Source organism: Pseudomonas sp. P4_C1 (assembly GCF_056402155.1).
This window is the reverse complement of the sequence record NZ_JBFUHY010000019.1, coordinates 49397-64283: the sequence shown is the minus strand read 5'-3', so window position 1 is coordinate 64283 and position 14887 is coordinate 49397. Positions and strand designations below refer to the sequence as shown.

Below are 14887 nucleotides of genomic sequence, written 5' to 3'. Positions count from 1 at the left end.
TTTATCGGCTTTTTTCGCCAATCGTCTGCAAGTGCACGGCAAAACGTTCGGCGAGCCAGCGCGCGGCCGGACCTAGCGGCTCATCCCGGCGCCATACCAGTTCCACCACCAGAGCCGGCGGGGTCCATTCGCTGACCAGTTCGACCATCTGATTCTGATAAGTCGGGTACTGCACTACGTGGCGTGGCAACCAGGCCCAGCCGAGGCCACGTACCAGCCATTCGGCCATCACATAGAAACTGTCGGCGCGCCAGACTTGCGGGCTGGCCGGGTCACTGCCGGGATAAATGCTCGACGCCGTGGACATCAGCAACTGCCGATGTTGCGCCAATTGTTGACTGTCCACTGCGCCTTTACGCGCCAACGGATGATCCTTGCCGCACACCGTGACCATTTCCACGCTGCCCAGCACCCGCCGCTCAAGTGCCTCGGGAATCTGATCGTGAAAGAACAGCAGCCCCAGATCGGCGCGCCGCTCCACCAGCTTGCGCGCGACATCGCCTTGGGCGGCGCTGGTCAGTTGCACTTCAAGGCTGGGGAATTTTTCCGCCAGGGCCTCGAAGCTTTCGATGATCGGCTGATACGGCATCGCTTCATCCTGCGCCACACGCAATCGCGCTTCCTGCCCGCGCATCATTGCCAGCGCCCGGCCGTTGAGCCGTTCGCACTGGCGCAACACCTCCCGCGCTTCGTCCAGCAATGCCGTACCGGCTTCAGTGAGCTTCGGTTGACGCCCGCTGCTACGGTCGAACAGGCTGACACCCAGGTCTTCTTCCAGCAACGCTATCGAACTGCTGACCGCCGACTGCGCCTTGCGCTGATCCCGCGCCACGGCAGAAAACGAACGCTGCTCCGCTACGCTGACAAACAACCGCAACTGCTCCAGATTCCATTGCATGCTCATGGCTCAACCCATCTTATAAACAGATAGGTAATGACTTTACCGCATCTGGCGAATCACTAGAATGCCGACCTCAGAGAGCAACACTTCACACGAGGATTGAACCATGACCGCTTACTACTACCTGGCCATTGCCATCTGCGCCGAAGTGATTGCCACTGTTTCGATGAAAGCCGTCAAAGGCCTCAGCACCCCGCTGCCATTGGTGCTGGTCATTCTCGGCTACGGCATTGCCTTCTGGATGCTGACCCTGGTGGTGCGCAGCGTTCCGGTGGGTGTGGCGTACGCCGTGTGGGCCGGCATGGGGATCGTGATGGTCAGCGTCGCGGCACTGTTTATCTACGGGCAGAAACTGGACGTGCCGGCGATGCTGGGGATGGCGTTGATTGTGCTGGGTGTTGTGGTGATCCAGCTGTTCTCCAAAACTGCCGGGCACTAAATCCGAAGCACGATTCATTGTAGGAGCGAGCCTGCTCGCGATAGCGGTGTATCAGTCGACATTGATATCGACTGACACGCCCTCATCGCGAGCAGGCTCGCTCCTACAGGTTTTGCATCCGCCAACAAATCTGCTCTTCGTCGAGTCTGTATACTGCGCCCTCGTCTTGAACACAGAGGTCGCTGCATGCCATCCGTTATTTCCACCGACGTTCTGATTGTCGGCGCTGGTGTCGCCGGCCTCTGGCTGAATGCGCGCCTGCGACGCCAGGGTTTTTCGACCGTGCTGGTGGAAAGCGCCAGCCTCGGCGGCGGGCAGAGCGTGAAGTCCCAGGGCATCATCCACGGCGGTGCCAAATACGCGCTGCACGGCGCCCTGACCGGCGCCTCGGAAGCCATCGCCGACATGCCGCGCCGCTGGCGCGAAGCCCTGGCTGGTGATGGCGAGCTGGATCTGTCCGGCGTGCGCCTGCTGTCCGAAGCTCACTACCTGTGGTCCCCCGGCACCCTCGCCGGCAACCTCACCAGTTTTTTTGCCAGCAAGGCCGTGCGCGGTCGCGTCGATCAGGTCAAGGGCGAGCAATTGCCGCCTGCCCTGCGAGACAAACGCTTCAAGGGCAAGGTCTATCGCCTGGCGGAACTGGTGGTCGATGTGCCGAGCCTGATCCAGCGCCTGGCCGATCTGGCGGGAGATGGTTTGCTCGCAGGGCAGAGAATCGAGCCGTTGCTGGAAGGTGGCGTGCTGGTCGGCCTGAAGGTGGATGAGCGCGAAATCCGTGCCCAACGCATCGTCCTGAGCGCCGGTGCCGGGACGGCGGCATTGCTTGAAGCACTGGGCCTGAGCCAGCCCGCCATGCAGCGCCGCCCGTTGCACATGATCATCGCCAAGGGTCCAAGCCTCAAACCGCTGTACGCCCACTGCCTGGGCGGTGGTACCAAACCCCGTATCACCGTGACCACACACCCGGCGGCGGATGGCCAATGGGTCTGGTACCTGGGCGGCGATATCGCGGAATCTGAAGGCGTGGCCCGTGAGCCTGCCGAGCAAATCGCCACCGCACAGAAAGAACTCGGCCAGTTGCTGCCGTGGATCGACTTGAGCACGGCGCGTTGGGCCACCCTGCGCGTAGATCGCGCCGAACCCCTGCAATCCGGCCTGACCCGCCCCGACAATGCGTTTCTCGCAGAAGAAGGCCGCCTGCTGGTGGGCTGGCCGACCAAGCTCGCCCTGGCGCCGGACTTCGCCGACCGTGTGATCGCCAGCCTGACCCGCGACGGTATCCAGCCAAGCCACCGGCCAGCACTGCCTGAACTGCCGAAGCCACCGATGGGCGTACCTGCCTGGGAGCAACTGCTGCCATGAGCCAACCGACCCTGCACGACCTGCATCGCCCCCTGGGCAGTACCGGCCTGGTGGTTTCACCCTTGGGCCTTGGCACGGTGAAACTGGGCCGCGACCAAGGGGTGAAGTATCCCAACGGCTTCAGGATTCCCGATGACGATGAAGCGCACATGTTGCTCAAGCTCACCCGCGACCTGGGTATCAATCTGATCGACACCGCACCTGCCTATGGTCGCAGCGAAGAACGCCTCGGCCCGTTGCTGCGCGGTCAGCGCCAGGACTGGGTGATTGTCAGCAAGGTGGGTGAAGAGTTTGCCGACGGCCAGTCCCTTCACGATTTCAGCGCCGCACACACACGTATGTCGGTGGAGCGCAGCCTGCAACGCCTGGAAACGGACTTCATCGATCTGGTGCTGGTGCACTCCGATGGCAACGACCTGGCGATCCTCAATGACTGCGAAGTCTACGAGACCCTCGCCGCGCTCAAGGCCGAAGGCAAGATTCGCGGTTTCGGCTTTTCCGGCAAAACCGTCGACGGTGGCCTGAAGGCCCTGGAGCAAGGCGACTGCGCGATGGTCACCTACAATCTGAACGAACAAAACGAGAAGGCCGTCATTGACTATGCTGCTGCACACGGCAAAGCCATTCTGGTCAAGAAAGCCCTCGCCAGCGGTCATGTCTGCCTGAGTCCGGGCGTGGATCCGGTGCGCGCCAGTTTCGAATTGTTGTTTGAACATCCGGGTGTTGCCAGTGCTATTGTCGGGACCATCAATCCGCTGCACCTCGCCCACAATGTCGCGACCGTTGCCCAGGTCCTACGTAGCCACTGACGCCGCCCACGCGGCCTTAAGCAGGAGCCGACATGTCGCGTACGCTCATCAGAAAGAACCCGAGCAACTTCAAGACCCTGCCGTTATTCGTCGAAGCGACTCCCGAAGGCCTGGCTTATCAGAGCGTCGGCAGGCCGCTGAATTTCTCCCAGACCCTGCAACGTCGTCGTCCGGTGACGGTCGGCGACAGCGAACGGTTTTCCCTGGAGCTGGCCAACCTCGGGGTTTCGGTGCGCCTGACCCTGCATTGGCAGAATCGCGATTACTGGGTGCTGGTGCGCCAACGCCGGCAGGACCGTGGCGATGTGGTGCTCAAGCTGATCTCCGGCTACGTGCCGGCTCATGAGCTGAACCTGCCCTTGCACACGGCGATCCAGGAGATAGCCGAAGAATGCCTGCTGGAAACTCCGGAAGGCTGGCTCGGTGGGCGGTTCAATGACACCTGGCTGCCGACGCCCTACTCGGCCGCCCTGCATTACCGTGAAGCCCTGCCGTTTCGCTTGTCGCCTTTGTCCGGTTCGGCTCGGCCGGTACGTTGCGCCAATCTGATGCTGATAGAGCGTCCGCGGGCTTACGTGCATTTACCGACGGCGTCACTGCAATTGATTTACGACTTGCGCCTGGGCGTTCCCAAGGAAGCCAAATCCCTGAGCCTGTTCCATGTCGATGAAAGACTGGAAGGCGATCAACTCGTCGCCCGCCTCGACCGCAAGCGTCCCGATCTGTACTTGATGCCTTTGCAGGACGGCCATCCGATGGCTGAGCTGTATACCCTGAAAAAGGATCAACTGTACCCGGCCAGCACGCGCGGCCTGTACCTGGCCGAGAGTTTTGCCCGACAGGAAGGCTGGTTGGTGCGCGATGAGCGGATTCGCTGGAAGGACTGGGTGAGACAGCAGGGGTTGACCCCTCCGGGGAAGGATTCGGGGTTGGCGCGGTTACGTGGGAAGGCCAAGTTGCTGCTGAAGAAAATCGTGCCGCGTAAAAAAGTAAGCACTTAAACGCAAAAGATCGCAGCCTGCGTACTCCATGTAGGAGCTGCCGCAGGCTGCGATCTTTTGATTTTACGATCCCCAGGCTACCGGAAAAGATCGCAGGCTACGCCAGCTCCTACGACTTGCGGATCTTCTCGACAATCGCGGTGGTCGAGCTGTTTTCCACCAGCCCCAGCACTTTCACGGTGCCACCGTAGGCCGTCACGATGTCCGCGCCGACCACCTGGTCGACCCCGTAGTCACCACCCTTGACCAGCACATCCGGCTTGACCGCGCTCAGCAGGTTTTCCGGAGTGCCTTCCGGGAAACTGATGACCCAGTCCACCGCCCCCAGACCGGCCAGCACCGCCATGCGCCGGTCGACACTGTTGATCGGACGGCCTGGCCCTTTCAGGCGGCTGACCGATGCATCGTCGTTTACCGCAACGATCAAACGATCGCCCTGGGCCCGCGCCTGTTCGAGGTAGGTCACATGACCGGCGTGCAGGATATCGAAGCAACCGTTGGTGAACACGATCCGCTCTTTGTGCGCGCGGGCATCGTCGACCGCCAGCAACAGTTGCTCAAGACCCAGCACACCGCGCTCGGAACCTTCCTCGCGCTGGATCGCACGACGCAATTCCGGCGCACTGATGGCCGCCGTACCGAGTTTGCCGACCACGATACCGGCCGCCAGATTGGCCAGAGCCACCGCGTGAGGCAGCTCTTCGCCAGCGGCAATCGCGGCCGCCAGGGTGGAAATCACCGTATCGCCAGCACCGGTCACGTCGAACACTTCACGGGCACGAGCCGGCAAGTGCAGCGCCGGGTGATCCGGACGCAACAAGGTCATGCCGTGCTCGCCACGTGTCACCAGCAAGGCACCGAGGTCCAGGTCGTGCATCAGCTGCGCGCCCTTGCTCACCAATTCGTGCTCATCGGCGCAACCACCGACGATGGTTTCGAATTCGTTGAGATTCGGTGTGATCAGGCTCGCACCGCGGTAGATCGAGAAATCCTTGCCCTTGGGATCGGCCAGCACCGGAATGCCACGGGCACGGGCAGCCTGGATCAGCGCCTGATGGTTTTTCAGCGCGCCTTTGCCGTAGTCGGACAGCACCAGCACCTTGATGCCTTCGAGCAACTCATCGACCTGCACAGCCAGCGCCAGCGCGTCAGTGGCGAAGGGCTCTTCGAAGTCGATACGCAGCAATTGCTGGTGACGGCTCATGACCCGCAGCTTGACGATGGTCGGCTGGTGCGCAATGCGCTGGAAGATGGCCCGCACGCCGGCGCCCTTGAGGCTGTTGACCAGGCTGTTGGCGGCTTCATCGTCGCCGGTGACACCGACCAACGAAGCCGGAGCCCCCAGGGCGGCAATGTTCAAGGCAACGTTGGCAGCACCGCCCGGGCGGTCTTCGATGTGATCGACCTTGACCACCGGCACCGGCGCCTCAGGAGAAATCCGTGAGGTACCACCATGCCAATAACGGTCGAGCATGACATCGCCGACCACCAAGACGGGGGCTTGATCGAATCGCGGCATGGACAACTTCATGGTGCAACCCACATACAGAATGAACAGGGGCGCGATATTAACACAGGGTTGGTGTCGGCTTGTGCGGTGGCTGCAACCGGATGATTCGCCGGGATTTATTGCTCATTTTTTGAGCGAAAACCCGCCAGGCGACGACACGCATCGGCTTCATTCATAACCAGGCATCTCGTAGCTTGGGCAACAATTTCCAGAGATAACGTTGCAACATGCAGACACCCGCGCGAAAGGACGAGCCAGGCTCGCCCTTTCGGGGTCAGGCGATGTCTTCGGCCGGGGCGTCGAGGCCCATCGCGTTGAGGCGCGAGTAGTAGCCGTTTTGCGCCAGCAGTTGATCATGGGTGCCGCGCTCGACGATTTTCCCCTGATCCATGACCAGGATCAGGTCGGCCTTCTCGATGGTCGACAGGCGGTGAGCGATCACCAGCGTGGTGCGACCTTTCATGACCTGATCCAGGGCTGCCTGAATATGCCGCTCGGACTCGGTATCGAGTGCCGAAGTCGCCTCGTCGAGAATCAGCAGGGGAGCATTCTTCAACAGCGCCCGGGCAATCGCCAGGCGCTGACGCTGGCCACCGGAAAGCAGCACGCCGTTTTCCCCGACCTGGGTGTCCAGGCCTTCAGGCAACTGAGCAATGAAGTCCATTGCGTAGGCATCCTTGGCCGCCTTTTCAATGTCTTCACGGGGTGCACCGGCCAGGTCGCCATAAGCGATGTTGTTGGCCACGGTGTCGCTGAACAGGGTCACGTGCTGGGTCACCTGGGCGATATGCCGACGCAGGTTCAATAGCTTGTACTGTTCCACTTCGACGCCATCGATGAGGATTTCACCCTTGTCGTGGTGATAGAAACGCGGAATCAGGTTGGCCAGGGTCGACTTGCCGCTGCCCGAACGTCCCACCAGCGCCACCATTTGCCCGGGCTCGACCGAGAAACTGATGTCATTGAGCACCTGACGCTCGGTGTCAGGGTAGGTAAAGCTGAGGTTGCGCACGTCCAGGCGACCGCTGACGACGTCACGCTCGACGGTGCCGGTATCGACTTCAGGTTCGACATCCAGTTGCTCGAAGATACTTTCGGCACCGGCCACCCCCTTCTGGATGGTCGAGCTGACTTCGGACAGCTGGCGAATCGGCTTGGGTAGCAGGCCGGCCAAGGTGATGTAGGCCACCATGTCGCCGGCTGACGCATCGCCACGCAGGAACAGCACCAGGAACATCAGCACGGCCATGGCGGTGTAGATCACCAATTGCAGCAGCGGCGTGTAGATGGCGCCGGTGCGGGTCATGCGCAATTGCTTGTCAGTGTTGCCCTGGCTGGCGTCGAAGAAGCGTTTCTCTTCATAGGCTTCACCGCCGAAGCTGCGCACCACGCGATAACCCTGGATGGTTTCGGACGCCACATGCGTCACGTCTCCCATGGCCAGCTGGATTTTCTTGCTCTGCTTGCGGAATTTCTTGCTGGCGGTGCGCACCATGATGGCGATCAGCGGCAGGATGGCGACCATGACCAGCGTCAGGCGCCAGTTCATGAACAACAGCGAGGCAAACAGGAAGATCACCGTCATGCCTTCACGAATTACGACCTTGATCGCATCCGTTGCCGCCCCCGTGACCATGGTCACGTTGAAGGTGATACGTGAAATCAGGTGCCCCGAGTTATGCTTGTCGAAATACCGGTTTGGCAACACCAGCAGATTGTTGAACAACTGCACCCGCAAGTCATGGACCAGGCCCAGGGAAACCTTGGCCAGGAAATAGTTGCCCAGGTACGACCCCAATCCCTGCCACGCAGCGATCAGGATGATCAACAACGGCACCGCCTGCAGCAGTTGCAGATCCCGCAGGTAGGGCACGGTTGGAAACAGCGCCGCTTCAGGGTTGGACAGACCGTCGACGAAGTACTTGAGGATGTAGCCCAGCATTGGCTGCGTCGAAGCGAAAATCAGAAAACCGACGATGCTGATCAGGAACAGGCTGATGTACGGCCGGACATAGCCGAGCAGACGGAAGTAGATTTTCAAGCTCGATGGGCTTGCACTGAGACTGGAGTCGGTCATATCACGCGAATGTCGATAAAAAGGACGCTGACTTTAGCACAGCTTCCCCAGGGTTCTGGCAATCGCATACAGTCTGTGTATTGTGGCGCGTCAAATACCCACCAGATGTCCCTGCCTTGGTACGCTCGCTCAATTCAGGAATAAGTTACTCAGCATGCAATCAAACGCTTTGAACAGCACGTCCAATAGAATCTTCGATTTCATTTGCTTGTGGATCCTTCCGCTCGGTTATTTATTACTGCTTTGTGCGCTGTTTTTCCTGCCTGGGCGCAGTGTGCATCACAAGCTTTACTATGGCCTGTTCAGCATTCCGGCACTGATTGCGCTGTGCCTGCGTCCGCGGCTCAGCAAAGAACTGCTGCACGAACCGATCGTCATTGCAGTCCTGCTGTTTGTGGCGTGGGCACTACTCAGTCTGCGCTGGGGACTGGGCGGCGACATCGACTTTGGTGAGTTCAAACCGCCATTGCATACCCTGATGCTGTTCGTTGGCTGCTACCTGCTGGTGCGCTATCGCAGCGAAATCATTCAGCCCCTGCTGTTCTGCGCCGCAACGGTGGCGCTGATTGCCTCTGTCTATAACCTGTACAGGTTCGGCCAGATCTACCAACCGGAAATGCGCCTGATCGGTGTCGGCGCGTTCGACAATCCACTGCTCAGCTCCCACGCTTTCGGCTTTTTCTGTACTTACTGGCTGAGCCTGAGCATGACCTGCAAGCGACACCAGGTACTTTGGTTAAGCATACCGGCGATGGCGATCATGTTCGCCGCCGTCCTGGCCACCGGCTCCAGGACCCCACTGGTTGCACTGACGCTGGCCGCGCTGTGGCTGTGCTACATCTGCTGGAATCGACGCTCGGTCTTCATGCTTGGCTCCATGTTCATCACCGGCACGGCGACTTTCGCGTTGTTTGCGGACAAGATCCTCGAAAGAGGCAGCTCCTTTCGTATCGAGCTCTGGCAATTGGCCATGGACAGGATCACTGATCATCCGTGGATCGGGCACGGCTACAACGCCGAACTGACCCTGGACCCAGGCGTCGGCTACCCCCTTCAGGAGCCCCATAGCTTCGCCCTGGGCGTGCTCTACTACGTCGGCATTATCGGTCTGCTGCCATGGCTGTTCTTCCTCGCGTGGAGCTTCATCAGTAGCTGGCGCCATCGCGTGCAACCGCTGTTTGTCATTGCCTCAGCCTGGCTGGCCTTCGGTATCGGTGCGGGCCTGACCGAAGGTGGCGGAATTATCTCTCGCCCCAAGGAGCACTGGTTCCTGCTGTGGATCCCGTTGGCGCTGATTGCTGCATTGAGCATCAATCAACGGGCCAGGCGCCTGCTGGACACGCCGATCAAGACCGCGACACCAAGCGCACTGCAACAACTGACGGCCGATGCCCGGGTCATCGAAGAAGATGGTTTGGGCCCCAAAGTCCTGCGCCTGACCGATGGCAGCTTTCTCAAGCTGTTCCGCCGTCGCCGCTGGTACACCTCGGGCAGTTTCACGCCCTACTCCGATCGATTTGCCGTCAACAGTGTGCAACTGCGCAACATGGGCATCCCGACACCGCACATCCTCGACCTTTACCGGTTCGAAGACGGCAGCAACGCTGTGCACTACTCTCCCTTGCCGGGCAACACGCTGCGCCAGATCCTGCAAGGCATCACCGCCCCGGCGGTGCGCCAGGCACTGGTGGAGCGCTTCGGCAAATTCATGGCCCAACTGCATCAGCAAGGGGTCTACTTCCGCTCCCTGCACCTGGGTAATGTGCTGGTGCTGGAGGACGGCGAGTTCGGCCTGATCGACCTGGCCGACCTGCGGATTTACCCTTCATCGTTGAGCCCTTCGCTGCGTCGGCGCAATCTGCGCCACATGCAGCGCTACGCATCAGATTGGCACTGGCTGTTCGAGGATCACTTCGAAGCGCTGCTGCAGGGATACGCTGCAGTGGCTTCGCAATCCGACGTAGATAATTTGCACAGGCACGTGCTGGCCGGGAGTCCTCCTGCCCAGGCTCACCGATGATAGAAACCAACCCGCTTATCGCGATGACGGCCTACCTGCTCGCCATCGCGACTGCTGCGCTACTGTTGCGCAGCGTGCCGAGATTCACCCGACAGCTGGAGCATCGCGGCGAAAGCCGCTTTGCCGGCATCGACGGCTTACGCGGGTATCTGGCCTTCGGCGTGTTCGTGCACCACTCGATCATTACCTGGATCTTTCTGCAAACCGGCGTGATCGATTTTCCGCCGAGCAACTTCTACTCGCAGCTCGGCCAGGGTAGCGTCGCCCTCTTTTTCATGATCACCAGCTTTCTGTTCTGGGACCGCTTGCTGACCCATGGGCGGCAACACGACTGGCTGGCATTTGCGGTATCTCGGCTGTTTCGCCTCTACCCGCTCTACCTGCCGCTGATGTTGACCGTGTTTGTCTGTGTGTTCTATTTGCAGGACTGGGAACTCAAGGACTCCGGCACCCAGCTCATTGGCCAGACCCTGGCCTGGCTGATATTCGACCGGCCAGACGTCAACCAGTACCACCAGACCGGCATGCTGATATCCAACGTCACCTGGACGCTGGGGTACGAGTTGTTTTTCTACCTGGCCCTGCCACTGGCCGCCATGCTGTTCATTTATCGCGGCGGCTGGATGCAGACAGTGCTGTGCCTTATCGGCATCTATGCCCTGTACGAGGTGGTCGGCTGGGAACACTCGCTGAAGAAGCACTTCCTGGCCAGTTTCCTCGGCGGCATCGCTGCAGCGTACTGGGTTCGCCGCCCACAATGGGTCGCCTGGAGCCTGTCTCCGCTAGCGGGCATCATCGCCCTGCTCGCATTGGCGATCGCCTTTACGGTGTTCAACCGGGCTTTCAACCTGGGAGCGCTGCTGCTGCTTTCACTGTTCTTTGTGATCGTGGCGTCCGGCAACACCTTGTTCGGTGCCCTGAGACCACGCAGCATTCGCTGGCTGGGGGAAATCAGCTACAGCACGTATTTGCTGCACGGTTTCGTGCTCTGGGTACTGGTGCAGCGACTGCCGCCGGTATTGCATCTCGACGCCCGGCAAGCCTGGGTCTTCCTGCCGTTGCTGGCTGTGTGCAGTTGCCTGCTGATCATCATCAGCAGCCTGAGTTACCTGTACATCGAAAAGCCCGGTATCAATGCCGGCAAGAAAACCCTGCACTGGTTGCGCCAGAACAGGAAGCTGAGGAAAGAACTTTCGGAGGAGTCGGCTCAACAACGTTAAGCAACCACCGGGGCATGTCATCGAGGACAATGCCCCGCCTCCCCCCCTTGAATCCCGCCTTTGGCTCAGTCTTTCTCCAGCCGCGAGAAATACATCCGCCCCAGCCCACGCCAGGTTTTCTTGTTCCAGGCCTTGAACGGAATCTGCGCCAGCAACTCCCGCGCCAGCTTGCGATCACGGTTGGCGGTCTTGAGGAACATGGAGTTGAGAAATTTGTAGCGCACCTCGTCATACAGCGGGTGATCGCTGAAGAGCGCGTAGGTGCGCAGGATGCTGTCAATCATGAAGCGGTGGTTCTTGTAGGAGTTGGTGGCGTGCTTGCGATAGCGCGCCATCAACACATTCAGACCATCGATAAAGTAACCGGCATGGGTCACCTTCAGTTCAATCAGCAAGTCTTCCAGGCGAATGGTCGGGTCGAAACCGCCCACCTTCTCCAGCGCTTCGCGACGGATCATCAGGGTGGGAGCCGGAGGATAGGGCTTGCGCTCCAGGAACATGTCGTCGAAGTCCAGGCGACGGAACGGTACATCCCGGCGTTGGCGCTTCTCGGGGTAGAGATTGCCGTCGGCATCGATCAACTCGATGTTACCGGCGCAAATGCCGACCTCGGGCTTGCCGTCCATATGGGCGACCTGGGTGGCGATTCGCTCCGGCAACATGATGTCATCCGAACCGAACGGCACGATCAGGCTGCCCTTGGCCCGGGCAATCGCACCATTGAGGGTGTTGGTCAGCCCCTGGTTTTCCTGCACCCGGAAATCGAAACCATGGATTGCCTGCAGCGCCTTGATCCGCTCGACGCTGTCATCTTTCGAGCCATCGTCGACCACCAGCAACTCGATGTTCCGATAGGTCTGGTTGAGGACGCTGAGAATGCTTTCCTCGATGTAAGGGGCATGGTTATACGACGCGATGATGACCGTGACGATGGGTTGCGCGTCGTTCATGGCTGTTCCTTGCGGGCCTGTTCCAGGCCGGAGTCGATCAGATTGAGGTATTCGCGACGGAACTCCTCGATGTCATGGTGTTGCTGCAGATAACGGAAAGCCTGCTCGCCCTTGGCCTTGAGCTCGTCATCCGTCAGCCCGAGGTAAGTGTCCAGCGCCGCCTGCAGCGTCGGCACATCCTTCGGTGTAATCGCCAGGCCACCGGCACCCTCGATGAGCGGCAGCATGGCCGGCACGTTCGAGGCGATCACTGGCAAATGCCCGCTCATGCCTTCAAGCAGCGCCAACCCGAGTCCTTCGGCCAGGGAGGGCATGGTCCAGATATCGAAAGCGCGAATGTACTGCAGGGCAATTTCCTTGAACCCCAGCAAATGGGCGCGACCGCTGAGGCCGAGGCGGTCGATTTCCGCAGCCAGGCGCGACTCTTCACGGCCGGCTCCGATGATCGCCAGTTGGGTATTCGGGTATTTGTCCTTGAGTGCCGCGAAGGCCTGCAGCAAATAGATATGGCCCTTGACCGGCACCAGTCGCCCCAACGCACCGATCAGCCGCACAGACGGATCGATGCCCAACATTTCACGGGCCTTTTCACGACTGTGTTGCAGGCCTTCGGCTTGCTCGATGTCGATGGCATTGGTGATGGCGTAGGTATTCTGGTCAGTGAAGCCGCAGTCACAGTCCAGCAGATACTGTTTCACCGCAGGCGACACGCCGACGAAGCGCCAGTGACGATCAATCAGGCGCTGGGTCTGGCGGCGCCGGTAAAAACGGTCGTACTCGCCAAAGCCGTGGGAAATACCGATGCACAAAGGCACTTTCAGCCAGCGGTTGAGTGCCAGCATCATGTTGACCGGCTTGAAGCGATTGCAGATCACCACATCGAATTTTTCCCGGCGGCAGAACTTGTACAGCTGCCACATGGCCCGCAGGCGCATGCCCTTGAGGGACTTGTCGGAAAACTCGAAGTACACCGAACGGTCGGCCCGGCTCACCGCTTCACCCGGCCCGGGTTTGCCGCGCAAAAATGCGGCGGTCACTTCATAGCGTTCACTGGGCAGGGCCTTGACGATTTGCTCCGCGAGGTCGGCGAAATCATGGGCTTTGACGTTGTAGTCAGGCTGCAGTTGCAGGACCTTTGACCGCTGACTCATAACTCTCCCCGCTGAGAAACATTGCCTGGTGTGTGCTTGAGGGACCACAAAAGCTCGTGGCGCCGGACTGCCTTGCGAAAGAATTCGTTCTGGCCATAGGTTGGCGGCAAGCGGCCGGCCAACAACCGTTGGATCAACCGACGCAAGCGACGCTTGAACGGCATCGCCGGTTGCAGGTCGTGCATCATGCCCAACGCCATGGCTTTGTCTCGCTGCTGCTCCAGCGGCAAGGGCAGGCAATAAGGTTGCATCGGTTGGGACGGATCGAAGGCAGGCGGCAAGGCGATGCCGTCACCGGTATCGCCCATCGGCCAGCGGTCGTTGTCGTGCAGGTGGTTGGCATAGCCCAGCAGCGTGGTCGGTTGCCAGTCCAGGCCTTGCAAGGCTTCGAGGACTGCCGCCTGGGCGCAGATATGATCGGGATGCGGATCCAGGGTCGGATGCGGCAGGACGATGACCTCGGGCCGGGCCCGCAGCAGCAACTCTCGCAGATCCGCCAGCAGGTTGTTCCAGGTCGGCGCGCCATCGACATCGCCGGGCAGCACGAAAGGATTCAACCGGCGGAACAGACGGGTATCACTCATATCCGCTTCCCGCGATCCCGCCGCTACGGCAGGCGCGGCCTGCATGCTCGCCAATTGCAGACAGAAGTAACCCAGTTGTACGCAGTGAGCCTCGGGCACTCCGGCCCAACGTGGCACGGCGATACTGTCCCAGGTGCGCAGGCGGCCTTTCAAGCGGGCCGCATCGACCTTGTTCAGGCCCATCTGCCGATAGTGCTCGGCTTCGATTTCACCGGCGGTCAGCGTGACGATCCAGGTTTCGTCGGCCTGGCTGTACAAACCGTAGGCCGCCAGTTCGGCGTCATCGGCGTGGGGGGCGATGACCATCACCCGCTGATGCCGGTAATCCGAGTGCTCGAACGCCCACAGCACGGGCTCACCAAACACGCGACAGAAGCGCCCGCGCAAGCGCAGGTCACCGCGCGACAGCGCCTGAGCCTGACCACTGAGATTGAGGTAACGCAGGCCGTTCACGCCCCGCTCGAAGGTTTGTCGATCAGGGTTTTCGCCACCCGCCAACTCCACCACCGGATCGATAAAACGCCCCAGCCAGGTGCTTTTTACCCGCAGGGCCAACACCAGCGTCGCGTCGTCGACCAGCATCACGCCCTCGTCCAGCCGCAAGTGTTCACCGCTCAGGTGCACCTTGGGCTGTGGCGTATACGGGGGGAAGCTGTACTGGTAATCGTCTTTCGCTGAGTAGAACAGATGGTCGGCAAACCAGGCTTCGTGGGCAATCCAGCCAAGAACCGCCAGCACCAGCGGCAACCACCAGGCCACCAGCACACCTACGACGATCAACAGCACCAGCGCAATCAACAGGCCGATACGTTTATTGCGCCGGTGGCGCTTGAGCAGTTGCTGTTTGCGGCTCATGGCTTGGC

At 60.4% G+C, this 14887-nt stretch carries 12 protein-coding genes; 6 read left to right on the top strand and 6 right to left on the bottom strand.

All coding sequences use genetic code 11. The features are described 5' to 3' along the window. Position 1 precedes the first annotated feature (1 nt). Complete coding sequence (locus AC1DU9_RS14180; RefSeq protein ID WP_177413258.1) at positions 2 to 904, bottom strand: LysR family transcriptional regulator; 903 nt, start codon at positions 902 to 904, stop codon at positions 2 to 4. A gap of 103 nt (positions 905 to 1007) precedes the next feature. Here AC1DU9_RS14180 and AC1DU9_RS14175 point away from each other — a divergent pair, with 103 nt between their 5' ends. The 4 genes from AC1DU9_RS14175 to AC1DU9_RS14160 all read left to right on the top strand — a co-directional run bounded on the left by AC1DU9_RS14175 (position 1008) and on the right by AC1DU9_RS14160 (position 4512). Further along, positions 1008 to 1340, top strand: coding sequence for a DMT family transporter (locus AC1DU9_RS14175; RefSeq protein ID WP_007977444.1), 333 nt, complete (start codon positions 1008 to 1010; stop codon positions 1338 to 1340). Between the two features lie 186 nt (positions 1341 to 1526). Further along, on the top strand, positions 1527 to 2702 hold the full coding sequence (locus tag AC1DU9_RS14170; RefSeq protein ID WP_477810355.1) for an NAD(P)/FAD-dependent oxidoreductase: 1176 nt from the start codon (positions 1527 to 1529) through the stop codon (positions 2700 to 2702). Then, positions 2699 to 3511, top strand: a complete 813-nt coding sequence (locus AC1DU9_RS14165) for an aldo/keto reductase (RefSeq protein ID WP_223461748.1) — start codon at positions 2699 to 2701, stop codon at positions 3509 to 3511. Before AC1DU9_RS14170 ends, AC1DU9_RS14165 begins: the two co-directional genes overlap by 4 nt. A 32-nt stretch (positions 3512 to 3543) precedes the next feature. Beyond that, positions 3544 to 4512 carry a metal ABC transporter ATPase gene (locus AC1DU9_RS14160; RefSeq protein WP_477810354.1) on the top strand — a complete coding sequence of 323 codons (969 nt, stop codon included), beginning with the start codon at positions 3544 to 3546 and terminating at the stop codon, positions 4510 to 4512. A 109-nt stretch (positions 4513 to 4621) separates the two neighbouring features. On the opposite strand, the gene hldE is transcribed toward AC1DU9_RS14160, so the two are convergent. Next, positions 4622 to 6043: a bifunctional D-glycero-beta-D-manno-heptose-7-phosphate kinase/D-glycero-beta-D-manno-heptose 1-phosphate adenylyltransferase HldE gene (hldE, locus tag AC1DU9_RS14155; RefSeq protein ID WP_223461744.1), complete on the bottom strand. Its 1422-nt coding sequence runs from the start codon at positions 6041 to 6043 to the stop codon at positions 4622 to 4624. A 253-nt stretch (positions 6044 to 6296) separates the two neighbouring features. Further along, complete coding sequence (gene msbA / locus AC1DU9_RS14150; RefSeq protein ID WP_007996569.1) at positions 6297 to 8099, bottom strand: lipid A export permease/ATP-binding protein MsbA; 1803 nt, start codon at positions 8097 to 8099, stop codon at positions 6297 to 6299. 154 nt (positions 8100 to 8253) lie between these two features. Here msbA and AC1DU9_RS14145 point away from each other — a divergent pair, with 154 nt between their 5' ends. Both AC1DU9_RS14145 and AC1DU9_RS14140 read left to right on the top strand, forming a co-directional pair. After that, on the top strand, positions 8254 to 10119 hold the full coding sequence (locus AC1DU9_RS14145) for an O-antigen ligase family protein (RefSeq protein WP_223461742.1): 1866 nt from the start codon (positions 8254 to 8256) through the stop codon (positions 10117 to 10119). Further along, a complete protein-coding gene (locus AC1DU9_RS14140) occupies positions 10116 to 11339 on the top strand; it encodes an acyltransferase family protein (protein WP_223461739.1) in 1224 nt (407 codons plus the stop codon). The genes AC1DU9_RS14145 and AC1DU9_RS14140 overlap by 4 nt, the downstream gene beginning before the upstream one ends. A 65-nt stretch (positions 11340 to 11404) precedes the next feature. Here AC1DU9_RS14140 and AC1DU9_RS14135 read toward each other — a convergent pair whose 3' ends face one another. The 3 genes from AC1DU9_RS14135 to AC1DU9_RS14125 are packed head-to-tail and all read right to left on the bottom strand — an operon-like array spanning position 11405 to position 14879. Then, positions 11405 to 12289 carry a glycosyltransferase gene (locus AC1DU9_RS14135; RefSeq protein WP_223461737.1) on the bottom strand — a complete coding sequence of 295 codons (885 nt, stop codon included), beginning with the start codon at positions 12287 to 12289 and terminating at the stop codon, positions 11405 to 11407. Continuing rightward, positions 12286 to 13440: a glycosyltransferase family 4 protein gene (locus AC1DU9_RS14130; protein ID WP_223461735.1), complete on the bottom strand. Its 1155-nt coding sequence runs from the start codon at positions 13438 to 13440 to the stop codon at positions 12286 to 12288. The genes AC1DU9_RS14135 and AC1DU9_RS14130 overlap by 4 nt, the downstream gene beginning before the upstream one ends. Beyond that, a complete protein-coding gene (locus AC1DU9_RS14125) occupies positions 13437 to 14879 on the bottom strand; it encodes a PIG-L deacetylase family protein (protein WP_223461732.1) in 1443 nt (480 codons plus the stop codon). The genes AC1DU9_RS14130 and AC1DU9_RS14125 overlap by 4 nt, the downstream gene beginning before the upstream one ends. Positions 14880 to 14887 lie beyond the last annotated feature (8 nt).

Excerpts from the sequence above, each read along its gene's own strand:
- AC1DU9_RS14180 (WP_177413258.1), bottom strand. The coding sequence starts at position 904 with ATGAGCATGCAATGGAATCTGGAGCAGTTGCGGTTGTTTGTCAGCGTA.
- AC1DU9_RS14175 (WP_007977444.1), top strand. The coding sequence starts at position 1,008 with ATGACCGCTTACTACTACCTGGCCATTGCCATCTGCGCCGAAGTGATT.
- AC1DU9_RS14170 (WP_477810355.1), top strand. The coding sequence starts at position 1,527 with ATGCCATCCGTTATTTCCACCGACGTTCTGATTGTCGGCGCTGGTGTC.
- AC1DU9_RS14165 (WP_223461748.1), top strand. The coding sequence starts at position 2,699 with ATGAGCCAACCGACCCTGCACGACCTGCATCGCCCCCTGGGCAGTACC.
- AC1DU9_RS14160 (WP_477810354.1), top strand. The coding sequence starts at position 3,544 with ATGTCGCGTACGCTCATCAGAAAGAACCCGAGCAACTTCAAGACCCTG.
- hldE (WP_223461744.1), bottom strand. The coding sequence starts at position 6,043 with ATGAAGTTGTCCATGCCGCGATTCGATCAAGCCCCCGTCTTGGTGGTC.
- msbA (WP_007996569.1), bottom strand. The coding sequence starts at position 8,099 with ATGACCGACTCCAGTCTCAGTGCAAGCCCATCGAGCTTGAAAATCTAC.
- AC1DU9_RS14145 (WP_223461742.1), top strand. The coding sequence starts at position 8,254 with ATGCAATCAAACGCTTTGAACAGCACGTCCAATAGAATCTTCGATTTC.
- AC1DU9_RS14140 (WP_223461739.1), top strand. The coding sequence starts at position 10,116 with ATGATAGAAACCAACCCGCTTATCGCGATGACGGCCTACCTGCTCGCC.
- AC1DU9_RS14135 (WP_223461737.1), bottom strand. The coding sequence starts at position 12,289 with ATGAACGACGCGCAACCCATCGTCACGGTCATCATCGCGTCGTATAAC.
- AC1DU9_RS14130 (WP_223461735.1), bottom strand. The coding sequence starts at position 13,440 with ATGAGTCAGCGGTCAAAGGTCCTGCAACTGCAGCCTGACTACAACGTC.
- AC1DU9_RS14125 (WP_223461732.1), bottom strand. The coding sequence starts at position 14,879 with ATGAGCCGCAAACAGCAACTGCTCAAGCGCCACCGGCGCAATAAACGT.